The sequence below is a fragment of the Actinomadura rubrisoli genome, assembly GCF_004349215.1.
GTDB classification, from domain to species: Bacteria; Actinomycetota; Actinomycetes; order Streptosporangiales; family Streptosporangiaceae; genus Spirillospora; species Spirillospora rubrisoli.
In genome coordinates this window covers 1-24,911 of sequence record NZ_SMKU01000119.1, presented here as the reverse complement: position 1 = coordinate 24,911, position 24,911 = coordinate 1, and the positions used below count along the sequence as shown (strand labels likewise).

Sequence of the window (24,911 nt, the reverse complement as noted above, 5' to 3'; positions counted from 1 at the left end):
CCCAAGCACCACCACCGCCAAGCACCCCCTTAACCGAGACAGCCACCCGGCGCAGCCCTCAAACACCCGCCGCCTCCCAACCACCACCAGACCGGCCACATTGAGGCAACTCCCAAGCGACCGCAGCACCCCTCCAACTCCCACCAACGCAACCACCCGCCAAACATCGCGCTGGGACCAAGACCCGAGACGACCGGATGGCAACTGGAACATGGCCCGGGTAGTGGTGTCGGCCGTGCCAATCGTGGCCGTCCCACCCCGAGACGAGAGCAGCGGACAAGACGGGGCACTGATCGTCGTGGCCACCGACAGAACGCAGGCAGCGGCACTAGCAGCAGTCCGCTCCGGTCTCTCAGTGACGATCACCGGATTCTGACAACCACCCACGTCAACACAAGGACCCACCGGGCGGCTTCAAGATCGGCTCGTTCAAGCCGTGCCCCTGCACGACACGAACCTAGGAAGGGAGCCGTGTAACGCCTCGGCGAGATCCCACCGGGACGGCGCACCGCAAGCTCCGCACCACGGAGATCTTCACCACCCCACCGCACGAGCTCCACCACCCGCACCGCGAAGGGCCACCACCATTCGCTCCACGAAAAGCCCACCACCCGGCACCGCAGAGACCCAGCACCCAACCCCCACGAGGGACCCACCGCCCGCATCGCAAAAGGGCGCAGCACCCACTGCAAAGGGCCTCGCCACCCGGTCCACGCAGGGACCTCCGGTCCCTACCGCAGAGGTCTGCACGGGCTGACTTGGCAAGAAGCGTGACCGTTCATTACGATCCGTGGCCGTCCGGTATCGGCGCGGACGCTTTCGTGGGGACCCGAACCATGCCTGACCAGGGAAATGTGGTCATGTCCCGCACGACCCCTGAGTCACGTGTCCTGCCCCACGGCGCGCTTCCTGAGGCGCGTCTCCCGACCCCCTGGAGCATTCATGAGCGGCTTCAAGAAGTTCCTGATCCGCGGCAACCTGGTCGACCTCGCGGTCGCGTTCGTCGTTGGCGCCGCGTTCGCTGGCCTGGTCAAGGACTTCGCCACCTCCTTCATCACGCCGCTGATCGCGTTGCTCGGCGGCAAGCCCGACTACACGCGACTCACGGTGACCGTCAGCGGCACGACGTTCCCGTACGGAATCTTCGTAACCTCCACGATCGCGTTCGTCATCACCGCGGTGATCGTCTACTTCCTGGTGGTGCTGCCGACGACCAAGCTCATCGAGCGTATGGACCGCCGCAAGGAGGTCACCGAGCGCGAGTGTCCGCAGTGCCTCAGCGACATCCCGGTCAAGGCCCGGCGCTGCCGGTTCTGCACCTCGGAGGTCGTCCCCACCGCCGAGGCGCCGCACTGAGTCACTGATCGTTCTCGGTGCCGAACTCCCAGTGCCACGGCTCGAACGGATTGCTGTAGGCCCACGCCGGATGCAGCCACCCGTACTTCTTGGCGTTGGCCTCCATCCAGTTGAACTGCACGGAACCCGAGTTCTGCACACCGCCGCACAGGTCGACGGCCTGTCCCTTGCCGTGGTTGCTCGTCCCGGGCACGGCCGCGAACCCGGGACGCGCCGCGTACACCCGGTGCTGCTCGGAGAGGCTGCGATACGAGTCGGTCACGCACATGTCGCGGCCGAATCGGCGCTTGTACGCGGTGTTCAGCTTGTAGAAGGCGAGCGCCGCGTCCGCCCGCAGCTCCCGGCCCTTCTGCGGCAGCGGGCAAAGGTACTTCGACGGGATCAGTCCGTTCGGGAACCTCTTGGCGCCGGCGGCCAGCGACTTGTCGCACCCGAGCTCCAGCCGCTTGTCCGGGCTGAGCTTGCTCAGCATCGCGTTGAGCCGCTTGGTCACCTGCGCCGACTTGTGCCTCAGCTCGTCGATCTGCCGCTGAACACGGGTCTGCTCGATCGCGTTGCGGGACTGCAGGTCCTGCGCGGTGGACGCGAGCCCGCGCCGCCGCCGCTGGAGCTCATCGGCACGGTCCACAAGCGCCTGCTGCGACGTGGCGATCAGCGTCACGTCCGCCGTCGAGCGCAGCGCCTCGTCCGGGCTCCCGCCACCGAAGATGGCCATCGCCCCGGCGGCGCCGGTCTGCTGGTACGACACGTTCGCGAGCCGCGCCAGCGGCTGGCGGATCCGGTTGAGCTCCGCTTCGGCCGCCGCTAGTTCCTTCAGCGTGCCCCGAAGCCTTCCCTGCGAGGCCGTCAGCGCCTTGTTGCGGTCCTCCATCTGCGTCGTGGCCTTCTCCAGCTCCGCACGAGCCCTCGCGGCCTCGCGACGCAGCGCCTCCACGGCATCCCCGTGGCCCTCAGCCGCTCTACCGACGCCAGGCGGTGCGAGCGTCGCCATCACCAGGAAGACCGCGGTCAGCGCCGCCGACCGGGGGTTCGGCACGGTGGTTTTCCTCCTGATGCCCAAATACGGAACAGCGGCAGAACGCTACTACAGGTTCACCGGCGACCTATGCGTAACCGAGTCAGTCAATGCTGTAACCATTGCGCAGGCACCAGGGACGCCACCAAGGGACATGACCCCAGCCGTGCGGGCACGGCGGCCTCACCTGCGGCGGCCGCGACGGCCGGGGCGACGCCTTCCTCTTCTTCGGCGTCACCTTCGGCGTCGGCACGGACGGCGGCCGATCCGGCGCCCGCGTCTCGACCTGCGGCCGGGCCTCCGGCGGCACGAACTTCCCGTACGTCGGCTCACCACCCGGTGTGGACGGCGCGACCTGCTGCACCGGCGACCCGGCACTCTCCGGCTTCTCCGCCACGGGCTCCCGCAACGCGAACGCGACGACGGTGGCGATCAGCACAGGCACCAAGAACGCCCCGGCGACAAGAGCGATCCGGCGCCGTCCCGGCGCGCGCTCCTCCACCTCGTCAGTACCTTTGGCACTGGCCTGCCCACGATGCCGACCCGTCACGGCACCGAAGCGTACCCACAGCCGCCCCACCCGCCTAGAGCCCCCGGCCCGCATAACAGGGAGCGCTCACCGCTCCCCTTCCCCTACGCTGTAGGTGCCGTCCGCTACGCTTTTGCGACGAGCGACGACATGCCTCCGTAGCTCAGGGGATAGAGCACCGCTCTCCTAAAGCGGGTGCCGCAGGTTCGAATCCTGCCGGAGGCGCCATCCCACTCTCATGAACAAGCCCCTGACCAGCGCCGACACCGGCCAGGGGCTTCTTGCTTTGTGCGGTTGTACGCGGCCTACTGCGGTTGATCGGTCCCAATACGGTCCCACGAGGGACCACCGGCGGCGGAGGCTACTCGCCGTCGAGAGCGCCGGAGATGCGGCGCTGGGCAGCCTCGTCCTGCCCGACGATGCACTTGGCGTAGACCCTGAGCAGCACGTCAACGCCGTGTCCTGCCCGTTCGGCGACCTGGGGCGCTGGGACGCCGGCGTTCAGCCAGGTGGATACGCACGGGTGGCGCAGGTCGTACGGCCGTTCGGCCAGCGGCGAGGCGACCTGGTCGGCCGTGAGGCGGCTGTACGCGCAGTCGGGCACCATCGAACTCGGTCCCGTGGGGCACGAGGTCGTTGTGGCCACCGGCGACTACGTCACCTACCAGGCCGATACGCCGCACCGGTGGGCGGCGGCTGACGGGCCGGCCCACGTGTGGATCGTCCACACCTATCCGCGCCCCGCGGCCTTCGTGGAGTAGCCCTCGGGGACGAGTCACTCTGACGGGTCCTTTGAGCCCACCTCCCGCGCCACTCGATGGGCGTCGAAGACGGTATCGGCCACGCTGGCCGGGGCGACACAATCCCCGATCCGGTGGATCTCACCAATGCCATTGGCGCGCAGTCGCGCCGGATCGACGGCGGCCAGCTCCCGGTACAACTCGTCGTCCGACTCCCGCCTGATGACGAGCACCACCCCGTCGGCCGGAACACTGCGGCGGACACCGGCCTCCCCTTCGAGCACGACGTGGCCGGGACAGACCCGCACCAGCAGGGTCGCCGCGCTCAGGGACCCACCGGCGGCAATCACCTCGGCGCGCAATGCCGGTCCGACGTTGTCCTGGTCGGCTTGTCCGGCGACTTGACCGAAGGGCGTGACGATCTCGACCGTGTAGTCCCTCTGCTGCAGCCACTGGGCGAGCGCGATCCCTGTGAGGTCCCCTTCGCAGTCATAGACCACGACGCGCTTTCCCGGCAACGCCTTGCCGTCGAGCAGTTGCTCGGGGGTGGCGACGTTCGCCAGTGCTGCGTCTGCTCCGGGGATCGGTTCGTTGTCGACGAACGAGACACCGATTTTCGCCCACGGGGCCCCGGTCGCGAGTACCACGACCTCCGCGCCGTATTCCAGGACGTCATCGACGCTCATCCGAGTGTTCGGCACGAAGGTGGCGCCGGGAAACTCCTTCAGCAATGCCTCGCGGTGTTCGATCACCCGGCCCCACGGCGCGAAGCCCGGGAGTCGGCGGAACCAACGCAGATACCCACCGGGCTCGTCGTGTTCGTCGACGAGGTGGACCAGTGAGAAGCCGCGCCGTGCGAGGGTCGTAGCGAACTCCAGTCCCGCGGGCCCGGCGCCGATGACGAGCACGGACGGCTCGGGCTCGGGTGGCGAGGGCAGGCGTTCGGGATGCCAGCCGCGGCGAGCCTCCTCCCCCGTTGTGGGATTCTGGCTGCAGCCGAGCTGGCCGCGCGCTTGGCTGCGCGCGCAGTGGTTGGCGCCGATGCACTCCCTGACCTGCGCATAGACGCCGGCGGCGAGCTTGCGTGGCAAGAACGGGTCGGCGATGCCCGGCCTGGCGGCACCGATGAAGTCGAGGTCGCCCGAAGCGACCGCCCGGGCCATCAGGTCAGGGTCAGTGAACCGCCCGGTCCCGACCACCGGCTTGCCGGTGGCCTCCCGCATCCGTCTCGTCCAGGTGAGGGAAAAGCCCTCGGGGAAGAGCCGCGAGGGGGTCAGATCGTACTCGGTCGTGGCCAGCCCGCCCTGCGCGACGTCCCAGACGTCGACCAGGTGGTCGAGCATCCTGACGACCTCCAGCGCCTCGTCGGCCGGCAGGGCACCGTTGCCGTGGCCTTCGATCGCGAACCGGACGGCGATCGCGACATCGTCGCCGATCTCCCGGCGCACCCCTTCGAGGATCTCGCGAAGGAACCGGGCCCGGTTGGCGAGCGAGCCGCCGTAGCCATCGGTCCGGCGATTGTGGTAGGCCGTCAGGAACTGGACCGGCAGATAGCCGTGGGCGGCGTGGATGTTCACGATGTCGAAGCCGACATCACGGGCGCGTCGCGCCGCGGTGATCCAATCGGCCTGGACCCGCCGGATGTCGTCGGCATCCATCGTCTTGGGTATCGCCTGAGAGAAGAACAGCCCGTTGCCCTGCATCTGGCTCGGCGCCAGCGCGGGGAGCCGGTCCTGCTTCGGGTCCGCGGCGGCGCCCAGATGCACCAACTCGATGGCGGCCAGCGCGTCATACGCGTGCACGGCTTCGACGACACCGACCAGCGTGCGGGCATCGTTCTCACCACTGAGTTCGAGGCCGTCGAGCCAGGCGTTGCGCGAGTGCGGGTCGAAGGCCACCTCGCCGGTGTTGACCACGGCCCAGCCGCCTTCCGCGCGTACTCCCCGGTGGGCGGCCTCCCTGTCGATCTGATCCATCCTCCACCCGGTGGCGTAGGGCGAGGACCAGAACCTGTTCGCGGCGACCTTGGGGCCTATGCGGACCTGCTGGAACAACCGGCCGTAGCGCTCGTCGCGGGGGACGATGTCGCGAACGGAACGGTCGCGCGCCGGATGCGACGACATCACTCTCCGCTCACCACCGCGCGGGCTCGGCCCACTTGAAGGACACCACGTCGACGAGAGCCCGCCATTCTCCGGTGAAGGTCGGCGACACGGTCGGGTCGTCGAGCGCCGCCTGCGCGGTCGCACGGTCCGGCCACTCCCATATGTCGAGGAGGGTGCCGTCCTCTTGTTCGAACAAATGCGCGGTGACCTCCGGGAAACGCCTCGCGTACTCAGCGAGCATCGTCGGCCGGATCTCCTTCAGCCGGGCGAGCACGCCTTCCTTGGGCCGGATGGTCACGATCTCCAGTGCCGCCATCTCAGACCTCGCCTCCCGCCCGGGTGCCGGCGCGGAAGTGGCGCTGAATTCCGCGCCAGACATCGTCGTAGTCCGGCTGCAGATTCGCCGCGGCCATGGCCTGCGGGGTGGGCACGATCGGCAGTCGCGTCTCGAACATGAACGCCATCGTGCCGTCCACCTTGTGGGGCGCGAGTTCGACGCTGCTCGCCCGTGCGTAGGTCTCCTCGTCCGGGCCGTGCGAGGTGAAGCAGTTGTGGAGACTCGCGCCTCCCGGGACGAAGCCCTCGGCCTTCGCGTCATAGACGCCCCACAGCAGCCCCATGAACTCGCTCATCACGTTGCGGTGGAACCACGGCGGCCGGAAGGTGTTCTCGCCGACGAGCCAGCGCGGGGCGAAGATCACGAAGTCGGCGTTCGCCGTGCCCTCTTGGGGGCTCGGCGATGACAGGACGGTGTAGATCGACGGGTCCGGGTGGTCGAAGCTGACCGTGCCGATGACCATGAACTTGCGCAGATCGTACTTGTACGGCGCGTAGTTGCCGTGCCAGGCGACCACGTCCAGGGGCGAATGGTCGTAGTCCGCCGCCCACAGGTTGCCGAGGTACTTCTGGTAGACCACGACGTCTTCGTCCCGGTCCTCGAAAGCGGCGGCGGGTGAGAGGAAATCGCGCGGATTGGCAAGCCCGTTGGCACCGATCGGGCCGAGTTCGGGGAGCCTGAGGAGGTCCCCGTAGTTTTCGAGTACGTATCCACGCGCCGCTTTGTCGAGGAGCTCGACTTTGCAGCGGATGCCCCGCGGGATGACGGCGATCTCGCCCTGCTCCACTTCGAGGACGCCGAGCTCGGTAGCGATGCGAAGACGTCCCGACTCCGGGACGAGCAACATCTCACCGTCGGCGTTCACGAAGTACTCGCGGTCCATAGACCTCGTCGCCAGATACATATGGATCGCGACGCCGTTCTGCCTCCGAACGTCGCCGGTACCGCCGACGGTGAAGAGCGACTCCACGAACGTGCGCGGCTCACCGGGGAGCGGAAACGCGTCCCATCGCAGCCGGTTCGGCTCGGGTGCGGTGTTGAGGATCGGGCTGGCCGTCATCATGCCCCCATCGACCTGCCGGAAGCGGGGGTGCTTCGCCGAAGGGCGGATCCGATAGACCCAGCTTCTGCGGTTGTGCTGACGCGGCGCCGTGAACGCGGTGCCGCTGATCTGCTCCGCGTAGAGCCCGAGCGGAGCCTGCTGCGGACTGTTCCCGCCGTGGGGCAGCGCTCCCGGAACGGCCTCCGTGACGTGCTGGTTGCCGAAGCCCGGCAGGTAGTCCAGGCCGGCCGCTCGCGGCTCCAGGTTGGCAGGACGCTCTTCGAGGCCCGTCATCGCATGCGCTCCTCACTCGGCTCCACTGCCCCGGAAGGCTAATGTCGATTCGTTATTCGGTCAATGCTATCCGATAATCGAACCAGTGCGCGAACACTGAAGTCCGATTACCGGTACGCTGCGCTCGTGACTGAGATCGCGCAAACCGCGGACCACGCGCTCCGGATCTTGGAGGAACTCGGCGAGGCCGGTCCCGTGGGCATGACCGAGCTAGCCCAGCGTCTGAGTCTGAACCGGACCGTGGTCCACCGGCTCCTGAAGACCCTGGCGGCCCGGGGCTTCGTCTCACGGCAGGGCAACCTCTATCACCTGGGCCCGGCGCTGACCCGGCTGGCGGAGACGATCCAGCCCGATCTGCGCGCGGTCGCCAGCCCCATCATGGACCGGGTGGCCAAGGCCGCCGGCGAGACCGTGGTCCTGCACACCATCGATGGACACCAGGCGGTGGTTTTGGACCAGGCCGTCGCCACCAAGCACGTCGTCCAGGTCAGCCACCACATCGGGTCGCGGCACCCGCTCATCGTGGGCGCGAGCGGCCGGGCGATCCTGGCCTTTCTCCCAGCTGACGCCGTGGTGAAGATCCTCAAGGCCGGCGCGGAAACGGCGTCGATCGAGAAGAGCCTGAACCTGGTGCGCAAGCGCGGCTACGCGCACTCCCATGACGAGCTCCAGCTGGGAGTCCACGGGATCGCCGTCCCGCTGCGCTCGACGGACGGCACCGCCTTCGCAAGTCTTGCGATCCTGGTCCCGACCAGCCGTGCGCACGACCTCGAACGGCGCGCACCGCTCCTCACCTCCGCCGCCCATGACGTGGAGAGCGGTTATTTCGCCGCCGGATGAGCGACGGGGCCGCGCGTGCCTGCCGGCGTCGGCCTCACGTCGTCTCTTCCGCGATCGTCTTCGCGAGTGTGGCGGCCACTTCGCGACACCGCGCCGCGATGGAGTCCAGAGCGGCGACGGAGAGCCCGGCGGGGATCCTGGACACGGCGAGCGCGAAGTTGGGCACGCCGTCCGGGCCGAAGATCGGGACCTGGATCGAACTCACCGCGGCCGCCCAGTTCGCCGAACCTCCGAGAACGGCGTAGTCGCCGGCGGCGTCGGCCCACAGCTCCCGCAGCTCGCTCTGCCCCTTGGCGGGGTTCGACACGATCTCATCGAACCGCTCGGCCATGGCGGGGCCGATGCTGACCGCGTAACCGCGCTCGCGTGCTTCGGCCAGCATGGTCGAGACCAGATCGTCGTCCAGGAAGTCGACGTCCCGCCCGGCTCGTCTCCACATCGCGCGCCGGAGGTCATCGCCCCAGGCGGCGAAGACCACGCCCAGCGGTGCCGCGAAGGGGAAGGTGGTGCCGACATTGAGCGCCTGCGGCTCGTAGGCCCGCAGGTTCGAGGCGTGCAGGACGACGATGCGGTCCTGGGCCAGTGAGCACAGCGTGACCAGGGCGGGGATCGACTCGGCCAACCGCTGGACCTCGTCGCGCATCTGGTCGGCGACCCGCAGGTGTGACCCCAGCCGGTCGGCGTCGAAGTCGACCCGAGGCATCGTGAAGGTCCCGTAGCCTCCCTTGAGGAAGAGCATCGGCATTCCGGCCGAGCCGTCCCCGACGCCGAGGTCCTCCACCGCGGCTAGGACGATGTCGTGGTCGCCCGCCTCGATCGTCCGCGTACGGCGGCAGCAGAACCAGGCCACCGCGTCCTCTAGTGCGGGGATCCCGTGCTCGTCGGTGATCCAGCGGCCGACCTCGAATCGACGCTCGGGATCGGCCGACGCGAACGATCGGCACAGCTCCTCGTGGCCGGCACCCAGCACACTGACCCGGAACCGGTCGCAGTCGGCGATGGCCGTATAGGAACGAGAACTCCGCATCGGCATGAATGTCACCAGCGGCGGTTCGATGGACACCGAAGAGAAGGTGCCGACGACCAATCCCTGCGGACGGCCCGACTCATCGAGTGCGGAGACGATGCACACGCCCGTGGGATACTCCCCCAGGACGGTGCGCCACCACCCCGACCGTTTCTCCGCGGTGGCGGCGCGGAAGTCAGTGCCCGCCACCGCTTTCGGGACCGCGCTCGCATCATGGTCTGACATCGCAGCACCTCCTCGTCGAGAACGCCTTCATCGCTCGTCACCGCACGCCACAGCCCGCATCCAGGTCAGCGGCCCTAAGAGGCCGCGTGTTCCGTGATCAACGCGGCGATCGCCGCCGGCTGCTGGATGATGGACACGTGCGACGCGGGTTCCCCGTCGGCGCCCTCAAGGACGATGAGCTCGGCACCGGGCACCAGTTCGGCGTAGCGCGCCGGCAACTCGCGCGGGATGAAGTTGTCGTCGGCGAAATGGATCACCCGGGTCGGAGCCTGCACCCTGGCCAGCCGGTGCTCGAGACGCACGTCGTAGCGGGGGTTCCAGGTCAGGCGCGCGAACGGAATGCTCTCGCCGTACTCGTGGATGTAGTCCTCGATGCCACCTTCTTGGACGAGGTAGTCGGTGTACTTCTCCGCCACGCCGCTGAACACATGGTGGTCGGCCTGTTCGGGCGACCAGCGGAACGGGTCGGCCGGCCGGCTGCGCGGCGCCCGCAGTCCCATCGGGGCCATCAGCGTGAGCGTCGCGAAACGTGTCGGATACGTGACGGCCAGGTCGGCTGCGAGCCAGGCCCCCATGGAATGCCCGACCAAGTGGGCCTCCCCGTCGAGTCCGAGGTTGCGCGCCAGCGCGTCATAGTGCAAGACCAGGTCTTCGAAGGTCCGCACATGGGACGGAAGGACCGTGTCGCCGAATCCGGGATGCTCGGGCACGACGACGTCGAAGCCTTGTGCCAGCTCTTCGTAGAGCGGGAGCCACTGTCGCGTGAGGCCGGCGCCGTGGAGGTAGAGCAGGACGGGGCCCGAGCCCTTGCGGCGATAGCCCGTCCGCACGCCGTCAACGTCGACCCACTCCGGTTCGGTCCAGTGTGCCCAGGCCCGCGCGGACTCGCTAGTCGTCGTCATGCCAACCTCGTTTCGCTCGATGAGCAGCAAGCGCTCGCTCCGCAGACCACCTCAAGCGGCGGCGAGCAAGCTGGGGCGACCATACATTACAGTTGTGATGTTTTGGCAAGGCCCAAGGGTTGGGCGAAACGGCGCCGGCGGAGCGCGGGCCGGGCCGGCGCCCGGCACGTCCGCCAACGGCGGCTCAGCGCAGGCTGTTCAACCAGCGATCAAAGAGGTCGACCACTTCGCCCTCTTTGAGCTGCACCGGGCGATACATGGCGTTCACGCACAGGCCGTCGGCGAGCGCGACGCCTTCAACGGCCACCAGCTGCGGATCCAGGTCGCGTGAGATGACGCCGGCGCCCTGGCTGCGAACCACGGCCGCCGCGATCGCGTCGATCACGATTCGCTGTCCGTTGCGCCCCACATCGCGCAGGGCAGGGTCGCCCAGGGCGAGACCCAGGAAGCTGAACCAGACCTCGGCCTCCGCGCGGACCTCGGCGCTCGAGGGCAGCACCTGGTGGAACGCCCTCCGTGCCGCTTCTTCGTCTCCCACGGTCTCGGCCGCGGTCGCCAAGCGCTCCAGGGTCTGCCGTTGGACGAGTTCGAAGGCGTATTCGAGCAGGGCGTTACGCGAGGCGAAGTAGTACTGGACGGCGCCGCTGGTCCATCCCGCCTCCTGTCCGACGCGGCGCACTGTCAGCGCGCTGACGCCCTGCGACCGCGCCACCCGCCACACTGCGCGCCCGAGTTGCCGGCGGCGGTCGTCGTGGTCACCCCTCCTGGCCATGGCCGAATCCTAGGGGCCGCGGCGGCGGCCGAAGTGCACCCAGTCCAGCTGAGCGGGGCCGCACCGGCACCGTTCCGTGCCGGCGAACTGTTGACGAACGAGCCGTCGGCTCCCACAATGTGTCGAACATCGCACATGAAGGTGCGATAAACGAACATCTCCAGAGGGTGGAGTCAGCTCGGGGCTGTCCTCAAGTCGCCAACCCAGTGCGGAGATCTCCATGGAGTCGAGTACGACCACCGAAGGTTCCCCCCTGCCAACCACATCGTCAGGATTGCGCGCGAACCGCCTGGGTGTGCCCGCGATCATCTTCTTCGTCGTGGCCGCCGTCGGACCGATGTCCGGCATGATGGGCGCATCGGCCCTCGTCTTCGACGCTGCCGGTCCCGGCGCGCCGATGGTGTTCGTGCTGATGACGATCGTGTACGTCCTCTTCGTCATCGGCTACTCGCGGATGAGCTACTACGTCGCCAACGCGGGCGGGTTCGTGGCCTACATCGCCCGGGCGTTCGGAGAGAAGGTCGGTTCAGCGACCGCGGCGACCTCGGTGCTCATGTACACCACCCTGCTGTGCTCGTTCTACGGGATCTACGGCGTCCTGGCGCAGGGCGCCCTCGCCGATGTCTTCCACTGGAACGTCAAGTGGTACTGGTGCGTCTTCGTCACCCTCGCCCTGGTGAGCCTCCTGTCCTACAAGGGTGTCGACATCAGCCTGAAGTTCCTGTCCGTCCTGCTGATCCTTGAGACCATCGCGCTCGGCGCCGTGGCCGTGGCGATCGTCGTGAGCGGCGGCGGAGAGTCGGGGAACTCGCTCGCCGGGTTCGCGCCCGCACACTGGCTCAACGGCAATCTCGGTGTCGCGATGCTGTGGGCCGCCGGCGTGTACGTCGGCATCGAGGCGACCGTGGTCTTCAGCGAGGAGGCCCGGAACCGCCGCACGACGATTCCCCGCGCCGCCTACGGCGCCGTCATCTCCGTCGGGATCTTCTACATCTTCGTGACCTGGGCCCTCTCCAACGCCTTCGGCCTGGACGACATCGCGCATGTGGCGGCGACCGATCCCAACGGCTTCATCTTCGAGCAGGCGCAGGACAAGATCGCCCACTTCTGGTCCGTCTGGCTGCACATCCAGGTCATCACCAGCTTCTTCGCCGTGCTGCTGGGGCTCCACAACATCCTGGCCCGGTACTTCTTCGCGCTCGGGCGGGCCGGTCTGATGCCGTCGGGGCTCGGCCGCACCCATGCCGCGACACAGAACCCGCGCCGGGCGTCGGTCGCGATCAGCGTCGTCCTGGGAACGGTCCTGATCCTGTTCACCGTCTGCGGTGCGGACCCCTACCTGGTCATCTACGAGTGGCTCATCGGGCTGGGCACGGTCGCCCTCCTGGTCATCCTGGCTTTGACGAGCCTCTCGGTCCCGATCTTCTTCCGGCGGGAGCACCCGGGGGCACACGGCGTCTTCCCCACGGTGATCTCACCCATCGCCGCGGCGGTGTGCTTCGCCGTGATCACCTACATGGCGATCCGCCACTACGACAGTTTCGTCGGCTCCCAGCACAACGCCGCCTGGCTCCTCCTGCTGATCCCGATCGCCGCCGCGGTCGGACTCGGAATCTGCCTCACGCGCCCGCGCGGTGTCGACTTCGCCGCACGCCTGGACTGAGGTCGAATTCTCCGGCGGGACCCGGCACACCGGGATCCGGCGACGCCCTCTCGTCCACGTCGCAGCCTGACATTACGTTCGTAATGTTAGGCTGCGGAAACGACCGGCCCCAGCACCGAGGAAGGCAGCCATGTCACTGGAGTTCCATCTCTTCAACTACGGGTCGTACCCCGACATCCCGCTCAACGACGAGGTGGAGAACACCTCCTACATCGACCTGCCCAACGAGCACTTCGACCCGGTCCGGGGCAAGTGGTACCTCGACTCCTACCTCGACACGCTGGTGTTCGGCGAGAAGCTCGGCTTCGACGGCATCCACACCACCACCCAGATGGGCGGCCCCGTGGGGATGACGCCGACCGCGAACCTCACCGCGGCGTACCTGGCGGCGAAAACGGAGCGGATCAAGATCGGCACGCTCGGGCCGATCTTGAACGTCTTCCAGAACCCGATGCGGGCCGCCGAGGAGATCGCCCTGCTCGACCAGCTCTCCGGTGGACGGCTGATCGTGGGTCTCCCCATGGGCCACGGGATGAACTACCACACCGCGGCGACCATGAACCCGGCATTCGCCCGCGAGCGCTACTGGGAGAGCCACGACCTCATGCGTAAGGCGTTCACCGAGCCGGGGCCCTTCGAGTGGCAGGGCGAGCACTTCCACGTGCCGTATGCGAACCTGTGGCCCAAGCCCCTCCAGCAGCCCTATCCAGAGGTGTGGATCCCCGCCGCCGGTTCAAAGCTCACACTGGAGAAGTGCGCCGAGTTCCATTACACCTACCAGGCGCTCTTCTCGCCGCGGCGGGTGCTCAAGCGAAACGTCGAGACGTTCCGCCAGGCCGCCGAGAAGTTCGGGTACACCCCGGGTCCGGACCAGGTGGCGGCGGTCGTCTTCATTCACGTCGCGGAGACCGACGCCCAAGCCCGTCTCGAAGCCGAACACCACCTGCTGTTCCTGATGCAGAACATCAACCGGTCACGCCAGCCCGACGCCTTCCCGCCGGGGCACTTCAGTGTCGAGTCGTTGCGCGGATTCATGACGAAGGGCGGCTACCGCGACCGCGACATCGGCGACATGGCCTTCGAGGAGATGATGGAGGAGGGCTGGGCCATCGTCGGCTCGCCTCAGACGGTCGTGGACAGGCTCGGCCTGCTTTCCGACGAACTCGGAGCCGGCAAGCTCATCCACGTCGCCGACTTCGGCGCCATGCCGAACTGGCTGATCCGCAAGAGTCTCACCCTGATGGCCGAGGAGGTCATCCCGCATTTCCGAGGTCCTGGCGGCAAGCCCGTCTGGGCCGAGGACGACCTCCGGACGGCCCCCACACACGCCGAGTACGGAGCGCTGCGCACTGAGGCGCTGAGCCCGCCGAAGGCCCGGATTCCCGGCCTCGGTGTCGTCGACGTGCGAACCGCTCATGTCGAAGAACTGCGCAAGCCGCTCCGTGCCTAGCGGGCGGGCCCGCGAGTCACGCCTACGACGCTAGCTCAGCCTGGGCGGTCGGCGAGGATCACCAGGAAGCCGCCGACCGCCTAGCACATCGCGGCTGATCGACTAGCTCCGCGAAGCCGCCAGGCAACGAACGAGGCCAGCCGATCTGCCCGAACCGCCCGGTCGGCTTCGTGCTCAGGCAATGCGGGCGGGGTGGCTCCTTGTATGCCAGGCGAGGTTGCGGGCGACGGAGATGAGCGCCCTGGCAGCCGGAGTGGCGAAGGTGCCGCACTGGATGGTGAGCTTTCGCGTGATCGTCGGTGCCATGGGTATCGCGTGGACGCCGTCAGGGAGCCTCCCCAGCACAGATTCCGGCAGGAGTGCCACACCGAGCCCTTCGCCAACCATCGCGAGCAAGGTCGACACCTCCGCCACTCGGAACGCCACGGTGGGTTCGCGACTGAGAGCGGATCGGACGGCGGACTCTGTGTCACTGACGGTGATGAACGGCTCAGCGACCAGTTGGGGCGCCCGTATGGTTGGCTCATCGGCCAACGGATGGTCGTCGTGGACGACGGCGTAGAAGAGCTCTTCGAACAGCGGTGCCGAACCGTTGGTCGATATCGCGACGTCTATCTCGCCATGGTCGAGCCAACTAGCGACATGCTGTTCCCTGCCCTCTCGCAAACGGAGGTCGAAGCCCGGGAAACCGGCTTGAAATCCGATGATCAGACGAGCGAGGTAGGTGCCGTCGAACAACCGGGGTACACCGAGCCGCAGGGTACCAGTGCGGCGATCCAACGCGTGGGCCTCCTGCCGCATCAGGTGGGCATGCTGGACGATCGAACGGGCATGGGCGAACATCCGCCGACCGGCCGCCGTCAGCTCGACACCGGTTCGGTCACGCTTCATGAGGGCGATCCCGAGCTCGGCCTCAAGGGCGGAGACGGAATGGCTGACGGCGGACTGGCTGACCCCCCGGGCGGCGGCCGCCCCGGTGAAGCTCCCGGTATCCACCACCGCGACGAACGTTTCACACTGGGCCAAATTCATCTGCGCTCAGATTCCGTTTCAAGTCACAGGGAGTTACTTGTCGGATCATGGTGGAAATGGTCAGTCCTCGCTACGGGGCGACGGAGACTCGCCACCAAGGTGGATGTCCGCCACAACCTTGATCGCCCGCACTCATCTTTGGTGGAGGCATGCCGCGACGAAAGGCCGATGACACCGGGCGAACGTGCCGTGGTGGACATGGTCCGGACCCTGCGGTCCCAAGGAATCTCCGTCATCGACCTCGGTGGAGGGGAACCGGATTTCGACACGCCTTCGCACATCGTGGACGCCGCGGCGAATGCGCTGACCGAGGGGTTCACCCACTACACGGCCAGCCCGGGACTGCCCGAACTCCTGGACGCCATCGCCGAGAAACTCGGCAAAGACAACGGTGTCGCGGTCGATCCAGCGACCGAGCTCATCGTCACCCCGTCGGCAAAGCACGCGCTGTTCGTCTCACTCATGACGATCCTCGACCCCGGCGACGAACTGCTCGTTCCCACGCCGAGCTGGGTGAGCTACGGAGCGATGGCACGCCTGGCTGGAGCCACCCCGGTACCGGTGCCGCTGGCGCGGGACAACGATTTCCGGCTGACGCGCGAGGCGCTGGAGGACGAGCGGACGGAACACACCAAGGCGATTCTGGTCAACACACCGAACAATCCGACGGGCAGGTCGCTGAGCCAGACGGAGGCCATCGATCTCGCGGCCTTCGCCATCGATCATGACCTGTTCATCGTGACCGATGAGATCTACGAGAAGGTGCTCTTCGAGGGCGCCGAGCACATCAGCATGGCGAGCATCCCCGGGTGCGCCGACCGCACGCTCACCGTCAACGGATTTTCCAAGGGCTACGCCATGACCGGATGGCGGCTCGGCTACGTGGCGGGACCTGGCGATGTCATCGGCGAGGCGCTCAAGGTGCAGCAGCATACCGTCGGCTGCGCCGGCTCCTTTGTCCAGCGCGGCGCCGTGGCGGCCCTCACCGGACGACAGGACGTGATCGAGCAGATGACGGCCGAGTACGCTACGCGCCGGGACTTGATCGTGGCGGGCCTGAACTCCCTGCCGGGCATTTCCTGTCCCTCGCCCGAAGGTGCACTGTATGTCTTTCCTGACATTCGGGGCACGGGCTTCACCAGCTCCGAGGACTTCGCCGGCCAGCTGTTGCGCGGAGCCGGGGTCGCCGTCACGCCGGGTTCAGCCTTCGGTCCCGGTGGGGAGGGGCACATCCGGCTGTCCTTCGCCGCATCACGGAAGGCGCTGGACGAGGCGGTCGAACGCATGGCGGGTGTCCTGCGATGAGTGCGGCAGGTCTCCGTACGCTCGCCGTGGTGTTCGACGATCCCACGACCCGCGACCTGGGTCAGGAGGTACTGCGGGCGGTCGGTTCAGTCACGCGCCCAGAGGACGGCGTGAGGGCGATCGGCTACGACCTCACCTCCCATGGCGTGACGCCAGCACAGTCGGCGCTCCCGGTGGCCGTGACCGACGAGCTCGCAGACTGTGACGCCATCGTGCTCGCTACCCCGGGCGGGCCATTCCCGGAGCGCAGGTGGTCGGCGAGTCTGGGGAAGGCATTCCGGCATCGCGTCGAAGTCCGGTCCATCAAGCGCTTCGCCGCCACCCCTTCACCGCTCGTCGGTCAACCCGAAATCGACCTTGTGCTCGTGCACGACAACGACGAAGGCGCGTACGCCGAGAACGGCGGAACGCATCGAAAGGGCACACCTCACGAGATCGCCAGCGAGATCAGTGTCAACAGCGCCGACCAAGTGGCGGCCGTGGTGCGATACGCGTTCAGGATCGCTCAGCGCCGGGCGCACAGACGGCTGACCCTCGTTCACAAGCACAACATCCTTCTGCACACCGGTCAGCTGTGGGAAAGAACCGTTTCACGCGTCGCACGGGAGTTTCCTGAGGTGACGGCCGACTACCTGCACGTTGACGCGGCGGCGATGTTCGTCCTCACCCAGCCGCAGAGGTTCGATGTCGTCGTCACCGACGGCCTCTTCGGGGGCATCCTCGCTGGGCTCGGCATGACCGTCAGTGGTGACGCGGCCATGACGGTCACCGGCCGGATCGACCCGACGGCGACGTACCCGCCGTTCTTCCAGCCCGCACACGTGCCGGACGACGTCCGTGAGGCCGGGGTCTCCGACGCGCGAGCCTCACTGCTCGCCGCTGCGATGTCGTTGGGGCACCTCGGCCTCGGCACCTGGGCCACCGCTGTCGAGGCAGTTGCCGCGCGTACCCGCTTCGGGCGCCGCATGCGTGACGGGACACCCATCGTGACGCCGGGATGAGACCCATCGGGCCCGGATGGACGCCGGGTGTCCGTCAGCAGTCGCTGAGGCCGAAGTGTTCCTTGAGTCCAGTAGCGCCGACATCGGTCAGGTGAACGATCCGGGGGGTGCTGCCAGCGCGAATCCAGCCCAGCTCGAACAACCGCTCGGTGAGCGCGGCGCCGAGGGCTCCGGCGAGGTGGTGGCGTTGTTCGCTCCAGTCCACGCAATAGCGCACGACGGGGCGGCGCGGCGGCAGCCGGTCGACGTCCACACCGAGAACGGAGAGGCCGGCACGGCCGCTCTCAGTCAACCGATAGTCGAAGTCGTGTCCGTAGGAGGCCGAATGGTCGCGGACCGCCCGGTCGGCTCGGTGGAGGCCGTCGTGTCCGATCAGGAAGCCGAGCCGCAGCATGGCCTGCATCACGCCGACGCCCAGGCGTCCGGCCAGGTGGTCGTAGCAGGTGCGGGAACGGCTGAGCGCGTTGGCGCGACTGCTGTCGCGGAGCGAGGCGATGGGGGCGGGCGGGGCGATGACCGCGAGCGCCTCCAGGGCCATGCAGACATCGGGCCCGGCAAGGCGGTGGTAGCGGTGGCGTCCTTGCCGTTCGACAATGACCAGGCCGGCGTCGACCAGCTTGCGCAGATGACCGCTCACCGTGGCGGCGCTGATGCCCGCTTCGGCCGCCAGCAGGCTGGAAGGCACGGCGCGCCCGTCGCCCAGCGCCTTGAGGATGCGAGCGCGCGATGCGTCGGCGATCAACGCGGCCGCCCGTGCGATGTCCGGCTCCGCAATACGCTCCCTGCCAGGCCCCATCTTGCTGGGCCGGCTCTCGGGTGTCTCGGCGGAATTCACCTCTCCACGGTAGCGCGGACATACTTTGGCGGCTGCCAAAGTATCCGGGCCGAAGAATTGGGCCCATGGACGTGACAGACCACAGTGCCGACGGTCGTACCGGACCCAGCGCGGCCGCCGCGCCTTCCTCGCCGGCGGGCCCCGCCATCGCGTCCCGGCCTACCGCGCTCTCCCCCGCCCCCCTGATCGCCCTGAGCCTCGGCTACTTCCTGGTGATGCTGGACGTCACCGTCGTCACGGTGGCCGTTCCCCAAATACGCGATTCGTTGCACGCCGACCCCTCGGCCCTCCAGTGGATCGTGGACGGCTACAGCACGATCTTCGCCGGGTTGCTGCTGTTCGGCGGCGGCCTGGGGGACCGCCGCGGGCACCGCAAGATCTTCTTCGTGGGGCTGACCGTCTTCGCGCTGGCGTCGGCGGGATGCGGACTCGCGACCGCCGCAGGCCAGTTGGTCGCGATGCGGCTGCTCCAGGGAGCCGGTGCCGCGCTGCTCGTTCCCTCGTCGCTCGCATTGCTGACCGCCGCCTACCCCGACCGAGCGGTCCGTGCGAGGGCGTTGGGGATCTGGGGCGGTATCGCCGGAGTCGCCTTCGCGGCGGGGCCGCTGGTCGGCGGGCTGCTGGTTTGGGGGCTGGACTGGCGGATGGTCTTCTGGCTCAACCTGCCCATCGCGTTCGCCGCCATCGTGCTGACGATCCGGCACGTGCCCAGCACGGGCCCGGTGACCCGCTCCAGGATGGACCCGGTGGGCCAACTCCTGGGGGTGATCGGCCTGACCGCCGTCGCCGGCGCGTTGAACCAGGTGGCCTCGTCCGGCTGGTCGTCGCCGCAGGTGTTGATCGCATCCGGGATCGGGATCGCGGCGCTCGTCGCATTCGTCATCGTCGAGCGGCGGCTGGAACTGCGGGTCAGGACGCACGTCACCGCCCGTCCTCCGGTGCTGGCGCCCTCGTGGTTCCGGCGGGCGGGGTTCGCGGCCACGGCGGCGGTCGGCATCCTGCTCAACCTCGGCTACTACGGCATGCTCTACCTCTCCACCCTCTACCTCCAGGAAGAACGTGGCTACGGCCCGCTGAAGACCGGGCTGATGCTGCTGCCGTCGGTCTGCATGGCTCTGGTCGCCGCTCCCCTGTCCGGCCGGCTGACCGCGAAGTACGGCCCTTACCGGCCGATGGCGATTGCGCTCTCGCTGGGCGCCATCGGCTTCCTCGGCTGGCTGGTCGCCTCGTCGGACACCGCCTACCCGCTGCTGCTCTTCGCGCTGGTCGCGACCGGGTTGGCCACACCACTCACGGTCCCGGCCGCGACCGCCGCGATCATCGAGTCCGCACCCACCGAAGCCGCGGGGGTGGCGACCGCGGTCTTCAACGTCGCTCGGCAGATCGGCAACGCCGTCGGAGTGGCGTTGTTCGGGACGCTCACGGCTACGGCCGGCCATCTTGTCGACGGCCTGCACGTCTCCGCCGTGATCGCTTCTGGCGCGTTCTTGATCGGAGCGCTGCTGGCCGTGGCCGCCGGCCGCAGGCAAAGCGGCCGACCGGACTAAACGCTGACTCAGTGCACCTCTTTCTGCGAGATCAGTTCGACCAGGTCAAGAGTGCGCCCGGAGAATCCGCGCTCGTTGTCGTACCAGCCGGTGACCTTGACCGGCGATCCGCGATCGGAGCCATCACTCACATTCTCCATTTGTTCAACCATCCCAGCTGGATAAGCGCACGGCCAGGTATCTCGCCGAGATGCCTGGCTGTTGCCGTACCCAAAAGCCGGAAGCACTGCCGACCCGGGTGCTTTACCCTGTCATTACCTTTCACCCAGAATGTGCGGTGCGATCGCAGAAGTTCGACCTCAAGGCATTGTTCTCGACAATGCAGATGACTATACTGTCACGAGTGTGAAATGAACCGTCTCGCATGGTGAGATAGCATTCAACGGGGAGAATGATGAGCACCGTCGGTATACGGTCCGATGCACGCCGTGTGGAAGCGTCCATTCTGCTGGTCGATCACGATCCGATCTCCCGGAACGTGCTGGAACGTGCTTTGCGTCAGGCGCCACAGCTTCGGGTCGTCGGCAGCGTCGACGGCCGGTGTTCACCTAAGGAGTGGCCCTTAGCAGGGACGGACACGGTGGTCCTCGCCTGCGACCCCCGCGAGAAACTGCTCAACGGCGTGCAGGACGTGGCGTCACGCGTCCGTGTTCTGGTGGTGGGCGTGCACTGGACGCGCAAGGCGCTGGACGCTGCCTTCACAGCGGGGGTCGGCGGCTGTCTGATCAAGGATTCTCACGCCGGCGGCCTGGCGGCCGCGGTCCGGGCGCTCGCCGCCGGGCACTTTGTGCTGTCTCCCGCGCTGCGCGAGTTGGGTGGACTGGCCCCCGCGCCCCGTTCCGCCTTCGACTTCAGCGGCGACGATCGTTCTGAGCGGCTGGCCGAGAATCTCCTCGACCGGCTCACCGAACGTGAACGCGAGGTGCTGTCGCTGCTTTCTACCGGCCTTTCGACCGCCGAGGCGGCCGGCCGTTTACAGGTGTCCCCCGCGACCATCAAGAGCCACGTTTCCCACGTCATCACCAAGTTCGGCGTACGCAATCGCCTGGAGGCCGTCCTACTCGTTCAGGGCATCTTGCGAAAAGACGTATCGGGCAACGCGAACACTGCGGTCACCGGGCACGGGATGGCGACCCTTGCCATGCCCTGTTGACCGTTGACACCACACCACGAAGAGTCGCGGTGACGATGTTGCCGGCGATGCCCACGCCCCACACGCTGGTGCCGTTCACGTCGCACTCGACGTAGGCGGCGGCGCGCGCGTCGCCGCCCGCGCTCATCGCGTGCTCGGCGTAGTCCAGGACCCGGACGACGATCCCCACCGAGGCCAGGGCGTCCTCGAACGCCGAGACGGGACCGTTGCCGACGCCAGCGATCTCGCGGATCTCACCGTCCACACGGATGTCGCAGCTGAGCGCGTCCTTCTCGTCCACCCGCGAGGTCGCCCGGTGCGCCAGCAGCCCGACCCGCGGGCCGTTGCCCAGGAACTCGCCCTGGAAGATCTCCCACATGCGCTCGGCCGTGACCTCGCCGCCCTCGCTGTCGGTGTGCTCCTGCACCACCCGCGAGAACTCGATCTGCAGCCGGCGCGGCAGCTCCAGCGAATGCTCGGTCTTCATGATGTAGGCCACGCCGCCCTTGCCGGACTGGCTGTTGACCCGGATGACCGCCTCGTACGTCCGGCCCACGTCGTGCGGGTCGATCGGCAGGTACGGAACCTCCCACCGGTGCTCGGCGACCGGCGTCCCGGCCGCCGCGGCGTCCCGCCTCAGGTGGTCCAAACCCTTGTTGATGGCGTCCTGGTGGGAGCCGGAGAACGCGGTGTAGACCAGGTCGCCGCCGTAGGGGTGCCGCTCGTGGACGGGCAGCTGGTTGCAGTACTCGACCGTCCGGCGGATCTCGTCGATACCGGAGAAGTCGATCTGCGGGTCGACGCCCTGGGTGAACAGGTTCAACCCCAGCGTGACCAGGCAGACGTTCCCGGTGCGCTCCCCGTTACCGAACAGGCAGCCCTCGATGCGGTCGGCCCCGGCCATGTAGCCCAACTCGGCGGCCGCCACGGCCGTGCCCCGGTCGTTGTGGGGGTGCAGCGACAGAATGACGGAGTCGCGGTAGGCCAGATTCCGGTGCATCCACTCGATCTGGTCGGCGTAGACGTTCGGGGTGGCCATCTCCACCGTCGCCGGCAGGTTCACGATCACCTTCCGGTCCGGCGTCGGCCGCCACACCTCGTTGACCGCGTTGCAGACCTCGACGGCGTACTCCAACTCCGTCCCCGTGAACGACTCGGGCGAGTACTGGAAGCCGATCTCGGTGTCGCCCATGTCCTCGGCGAGCTTGGCGCACAGCCTGGCGCCCTCCACCGCGATCGCGGTGATGCCGTCGCGGTCCTGCCCGAACACCACGCGACGCTGCAGCGCGCTGGTCGAGTTGTACAGGTGGACGATCACCCGCCCGGCGCCGCGCACCGCCTCGAAGGTCCGCTCGATCAGCTCGGGACGGGCCTGCGTCAGCACCTGGATCACCACGTCCTCGGGGACCCGGTCCTCCTCGATGATCTGCCGGACGAAGTCGAAGTCGGTCTGGCTGGCCGCCGGGAACCCGACCTCGATCTCCTTGTAGCCCATGCGCACCAGCAACTCGAACATCCGCAGCTTGCGGGGCCCGTCCATCGGATCGATCAACGCCTGATTGCCGTCGCGCAGGTCGACCGCGCACCAGCGCGGGGCCTCAACGATCACCCGGTCAGGCCAGGTCCGGCCCGTCAGCTTGACCGCCTCAAAGGGGCGGTAACGCTCGAACGGCATACCGGAAGACTTCTGTTGCGAAAACATTTGGTTCCGTGTCCCTTCCATTCAGCGAAGGACCGTGGTGAGCGGTAGCGTGGGACGCCTATTCGCTTCGTAAGCACGAATTTCGTCTGTGTGCCGCAATGTCTCGGCTATCGGATCGCTCCCCGCCAGGAGCCGGCGGCGCACGTCCTCTTCCAGGCTGAAGGGTTGGTCGACGTCCGCACATCGCACCCGCAGGCGTTCGAGATCTACGGTGATCGGGGTCGTCGCGTCACGTTCCACCAACGTCCAAAGCCGGTCGATCACCTCTTGCGGGAGCGTGACGGTGAGCAGGCCGTTCAGGAGCGCGTTCTCCCGGAAGATGTCGCCGTACCGTGGTGCGATAACGCAGGTGAATCCGTAGTCCCGCAGCGCCCAGACAGCGTATTCCCGCGACGAGCCGGTGCCGAAATCCACGCCCGCGACCAGTACCGTCGCGTTCCGGTATGCCGGGCGGTTGAGCACGAAAGACGGGTCTTCACGCCAGTCGGCGAACAGCGAGTCGGCGTGTCCCGTACGGCTGGAGTGGGTGAGGAAGCGAACCGGGATGATCTGGTCGGTGTCGACGTCGGTACGGCGCAGTGGCGCTCCGGTGCCGACATGGACGGTGAACGGCTTCGTCGTGATCACCTCAGAGATCGGCGGGTGAGGTCAGCCTGCCGGTCACAGCGGTGGCGGCGGCGACCGGCGGGGATACGATGTGGGTGCGCGATCCCTTCCCCTGGCGCCCCTCGAAGTTGCGGTTCGTGGTCGAGGCGGCGCGCTGTCCGGGCCGGAGCCGGTCTTCGTTCAACGCGGCGCACATCGAGCATCCGGCGGCCGCCCTGAAATCGGCGCCCGCCTCCGCGAAGACCCGGTCCAGGCCCTCGGCCACGGCCTGGCTCCGCACTTGGGCCGAACCCGGGACGATGATCATCTGTACGCTGCCGGAGACTCGGCGGCCGCGGAGCACATCGGCGGCGGCCCGCAGGTCCTCAATCCGGCTATTGGTGCACGAGCCGATGAAGACGACGTCCACCGCGACATCGCGCATCGCGGTACCCGGCCTGAGGTCCATGTACGCCAGCGCCTTCTCGGCTGCGGCACGTTCCCGGGCATCGGGAAGGTCAGCGGGATCTGGTACGCGAGCGTCAATGGGGACGCTCTGCCCCGGGTTCGTCCCCCAGGACACATAAGGGGCCAGGGTGCCGGCCTCCAGAATGACCTCCTTGTCGAACACCGCTCCCTCATCCGTGCGGAGCGATCGCCAATAGGCGGTCTCTTCGTCCCAATTCCGCCCCTGCGGCATATGCGGACGGCCCTTCAAGTAGGCCAGCGTTGTTCGGTCGGGGGCGACGAGCCCGGCTCGCCCGCCCGCCTCGATCGTCATGTTGCACAGAGTCATCCGGGCCTCCATCGACAACGCCTCGACGGCGGTGCCCCGGTATTCGATGACATGCCCTTGAGCCCCGGCAGTGCCGATCCGGGAAATGAGGGCGAGCACTAGATCCTTAGCGGTCACACCTTCGGCAAGCCTGCTGGTCACGGTGACCGCCATGTCCAACATCTGGGGCATCGTCACCGTCTGAGTGGCGAGCACGTGCTCGACCTGGCTGGTGCCGATGCCGAAGGCGAGAGCGCCGAACGCCCCCTGGGTCGTGGTGTGCGAATCGCAGCACACGATCGTCATGCCCGGCCTGGTGAGGCCGAGCTCGGGCCCGATGACATGGACGATGCCCTGCCGGGGATCCCCGAGGCGCAGCAGCGGAACGCCGTACCGCGCGCAGTTGTCACGAAGGAGGTTCACCTGGCGGCGGGCGGCGGGATCTTGGATCACCTTGTCGGCGGCGACCGTGGGAGTGTTGTGATCCTCCGTGGCGACCGTGAGATCGGGGCGGCGCACAGTGCGCCCCCGCTTCCGTAGCCCTTCGAATGCCTGGGGGCTGTTGACCTCATGGAGGTCTTTCCAACCTCAGTTGGCGTGATGGTGCAGGGCGAGGATCGCCTGGACGATCGCGGTCAGGCGGCTTGGTGAGCAGCGAGCCTTCCGCAGGATGCACCAGCTCTTGAGGGTGGCGGCGCCC

General features: G+C 67.7%; 22 protein-coding genes, 1 tRNA gene and 2 pseudogenes. 10 read left to right on the top strand and 15 right to left on the bottom strand.

Annotated elements, in window-relative coordinates:
- Positions 1-942 precede the first annotated feature (942 nt).
- Positions 943-1,356: a large conductance mechanosensitive channel protein MscL gene (mscL, locus tag E1298_RS22140; protein ID WP_131896234.1), complete on the top strand. Its 414-nt coding sequence runs from the start codon at positions 943-945 to the stop codon at positions 1,354-1,356.
- Between the two features lies 1 nt (position 1,357).
- On the opposite strand, the gene E1298_RS22135 is transcribed toward mscL, so the two are convergent.
- The gene (locus E1298_RS22135; protein ID WP_131896232.1) at positions 1,358-2,392 is read right to left on the bottom strand and encodes a D-alanyl-D-alanine carboxypeptidase family protein; all 1,035 of its coding nucleotides are present in this window, start codon (positions 2,390-2,392) and stop codon (positions 1,358-1,360) included.
- A gap of 82 nt (positions 2,393-2,474) precedes the next feature.
- Entirely contained in the window at positions 2,475-2,873 is a 399-nt protein-coding gene (locus E1298_RS22130) for a hypothetical protein (RefSeq protein WP_131896230.1), read from the bottom strand.
- Between the two features lie 179 nt (positions 2,874-3,052).
- Here E1298_RS22130 and E1298_RS22125 point away from each other — a divergent pair.
- Positions 3,053-3,128, top strand: a tRNA-Arg gene (locus E1298_RS22125).
- A 133-nt stretch (positions 3,129-3,261) separates the two neighbouring features.
- On the opposite strand, the pseudogene E1298_RS22120 reads toward E1298_RS22125, so the two are convergent.
- A pseudogene (locus E1298_RS22120) lies at positions 3,262-3,480 on the bottom strand (tyrosine-type recombinase/integrase); the annotation flags it as partial.
- Between the two features lie 40 nt (positions 3,481-3,520).
- Here E1298_RS22120 and E1298_RS48300 point away from each other — a divergent pair.
- Positions 3,521-3,661, top strand: a complete 141-nt coding sequence (locus E1298_RS48300) for a cupin domain-containing protein (RefSeq protein WP_165975599.1) — start codon at positions 3,521-3,523, stop codon at positions 3,659-3,661.
- A 14-nt stretch (positions 3,662-3,675) separates the two neighbouring features.
- On the opposite strand, the gene E1298_RS22115 is transcribed toward E1298_RS48300, so the two are convergent.
- From E1298_RS22115 to hmgA, 3 genes are read right to left on the bottom strand one after another with little or no spacing between them, the layout of a single operon-like run.
- Positions 3,676-5,763 carry an oxidoreductase gene (locus tag E1298_RS22115; RefSeq protein WP_131896228.1) on the bottom strand — a complete coding sequence of 696 codons (2,088 nt, stop codon included), beginning with the start codon at positions 5,761-5,763 and terminating at the stop codon, positions 3,676-3,678.
- A 10-nt stretch (positions 5,764-5,773) separates the two neighbouring features.
- A complete protein-coding gene (locus E1298_RS22110; protein WP_131896226.1) occupies positions 5,774-6,061 on the bottom strand; it encodes a hypothetical protein in 288 nt (95 codons plus the stop codon).
- 1 nt (position 6,062) lies between these two features.
- A complete protein-coding gene (gene hmgA / locus E1298_RS22105) occupies positions 6,063-7,418 on the bottom strand; it encodes a homogentisate 1,2-dioxygenase (RefSeq protein ID WP_131896224.1) in 1,356 nt (451 codons plus the stop codon).
- Between the two features lie 126 nt (positions 7,419-7,544).
- Between hmgA and E1298_RS22100 the strand changes: the two genes are divergently transcribed.
- Complete coding sequence (locus tag E1298_RS22100; RefSeq protein ID WP_165975598.1) at positions 7,545-8,258, top strand: IclR family transcriptional regulator; 714 nt, start codon at positions 7,545-7,547, stop codon at positions 8,256-8,258.
- A gap of 34 nt (positions 8,259-8,292) precedes the next feature.
- Here E1298_RS22100 and E1298_RS22095 read toward each other — a convergent pair whose 3' ends face one another.
- The 3 genes from E1298_RS22095 to E1298_RS22085 form a co-directional block, all read right to left on the bottom strand.
- Positions 8,293-9,510 (bottom strand): flavin reductase, encoded by a 1,218-nt coding sequence (locus tag E1298_RS22095; RefSeq protein WP_131896220.1) that lies wholly within the window; start codon positions 9,508-9,510, stop codon positions 8,293-8,295.
- Positions 9,511-9,584: 74 nt separating this feature from the next.
- Positions 9,585-10,442 carry an alpha/beta fold hydrolase gene (locus tag E1298_RS22090; protein ID WP_131896218.1) on the bottom strand — a complete coding sequence of 286 codons (858 nt, stop codon included), beginning with the start codon at positions 10,440-10,442 and terminating at the stop codon, positions 9,585-9,587.
- 154 nt (positions 10,443-10,596) lie between these two features.
- Complete coding sequence (locus E1298_RS22085; RefSeq protein ID WP_131896216.1) at positions 10,597-11,184, bottom strand: TetR/AcrR family transcriptional regulator; 588 nt, start codon at positions 11,182-11,184, stop codon at positions 10,597-10,599.
- A gap of 295 nt (positions 11,185-11,479) precedes the next feature.
- Here E1298_RS22085 and E1298_RS22080 point away from each other — a divergent pair, with 295 nt between their 5' ends.
- Both E1298_RS22080 and E1298_RS22075 read left to right on the top strand, forming a co-directional pair.
- Positions 11,480-12,847: an APC family permease gene (locus tag E1298_RS22080; protein WP_165975597.1), complete on the top strand. Its 1,368-nt coding sequence runs from the start codon at positions 11,480-11,482 to the stop codon at positions 12,845-12,847.
- Between the two features lie 130 nt (positions 12,848-12,977).
- Positions 12,978-14,297 (top strand): LLM class flavin-dependent oxidoreductase, encoded by a 1,320-nt coding sequence (locus E1298_RS22075; RefSeq protein ID WP_131896212.1) that lies wholly within the window; start codon positions 12,978-12,980, stop codon positions 14,295-14,297.
- A 174-nt stretch (positions 14,298-14,471) separates the two neighbouring features.
- On the opposite strand, the gene E1298_RS22070 is transcribed toward E1298_RS22075, so the two are convergent.
- Complete coding sequence (locus tag E1298_RS22070; RefSeq protein WP_131896210.1) at positions 14,472-15,329, bottom strand: LysR family transcriptional regulator; 858 nt, start codon at positions 15,327-15,329, stop codon at positions 14,472-14,474.
- A gap of 168 nt (positions 15,330-15,497) precedes the next feature.
- Here E1298_RS22070 and E1298_RS22065 point away from each other — a divergent pair, with 168 nt between their 5' ends.
- Together E1298_RS22065 and E1298_RS22060 are read left to right on the top strand one after the other, a co-directional pair.
- Complete coding sequence (locus tag E1298_RS22065; RefSeq protein WP_131896208.1) at positions 15,498-16,634, top strand: pyridoxal phosphate-dependent aminotransferase; 1,137 nt, start codon at positions 15,498-15,500, stop codon at positions 16,632-16,634.
- A 29-nt stretch (positions 16,635-16,663) separates the two neighbouring features.
- A complete protein-coding gene (locus E1298_RS22060; RefSeq protein WP_165975596.1) occupies positions 16,664-17,635 on the top strand; it encodes an isocitrate/isopropylmalate family dehydrogenase in 972 nt (323 codons plus the stop codon).
- A gap of 34 nt (positions 17,636-17,669) precedes the next feature.
- Here the strand turns inward: E1298_RS22060 and E1298_RS22055 are convergent, their stop codons facing one another.
- Entirely contained in the window at positions 17,670-18,470 is an 801-nt protein-coding gene (locus tag E1298_RS22055; protein WP_243725729.1) for an ArsR/SmtB family transcription factor, read from the bottom strand.
- Positions 18,471-18,535: 65 nt separating this feature from the next.
- Between E1298_RS22055 and E1298_RS22050 the strand changes: the two genes are divergently transcribed.
- On the top strand, positions 18,536-20,017 hold the full coding sequence (locus tag E1298_RS22050; RefSeq protein WP_131896204.1) for an MFS transporter: 1,482 nt from the start codon (positions 18,536-18,538) through the stop codon (positions 20,015-20,017).
- A gap of 8 nt (positions 20,018-20,025) precedes the next feature.
- Here the strand turns inward: E1298_RS22050 and E1298_RS48295 are convergent, their stop codons facing one another.
- On the bottom strand, positions 20,026-20,169 hold the full coding sequence (locus E1298_RS48295) for a hypothetical protein (RefSeq protein ID WP_165975595.1): 144 nt from the start codon (positions 20,167-20,169) through the stop codon (positions 20,026-20,028).
- A 239-nt stretch (positions 20,170-20,408) separates the two neighbouring features.
- Here E1298_RS48295 and E1298_RS22045 point away from each other — a divergent pair, with 239 nt between their 5' ends.
- Complete coding sequence (locus tag E1298_RS22045; protein ID WP_131896202.1) at positions 20,409-21,170, top strand: LuxR C-terminal-related transcriptional regulator; 762 nt, start codon at positions 20,409-20,411, stop codon at positions 21,168-21,170.
- On the opposite strand, the gene leuA is transcribed toward E1298_RS22045, so the two are convergent.
- The 3 genes and pseudogenes from leuA to leuC form a co-directional block, all read right to left on the bottom strand.
- On the bottom strand, positions 21,130-22,851 hold the full coding sequence (gene leuA, locus E1298_RS22040; protein ID WP_131896200.1) for a 2-isopropylmalate synthase: 1,722 nt from the start codon (positions 22,849-22,851) through the stop codon (positions 21,130-21,132). The two genes, E1298_RS22045 and leuA, sit on opposite strands and share 41 nt — an antisense overlap.
- 21 nt (positions 22,852-22,872) lie before the next feature.
- Positions 22,873-23,475 carry a 3-isopropylmalate dehydratase small subunit gene (gene leuD / locus E1298_RS22035; RefSeq protein WP_131896236.1) on the bottom strand — a complete coding sequence of 201 codons (603 nt, stop codon included), beginning with the start codon at positions 23,473-23,475 and terminating at the stop codon, positions 22,873-22,875.
- Positions 23,476-23,479: 4 nt separating this feature from the next.
- Positions 23,480-24,787, bottom strand: a pseudogene (gene leuC / locus E1298_RS22030) (3-isopropylmalate dehydratase large subunit); the annotation flags it as partial.
- Positions 24,788-24,911: the final 124 nt, after the last annotated feature.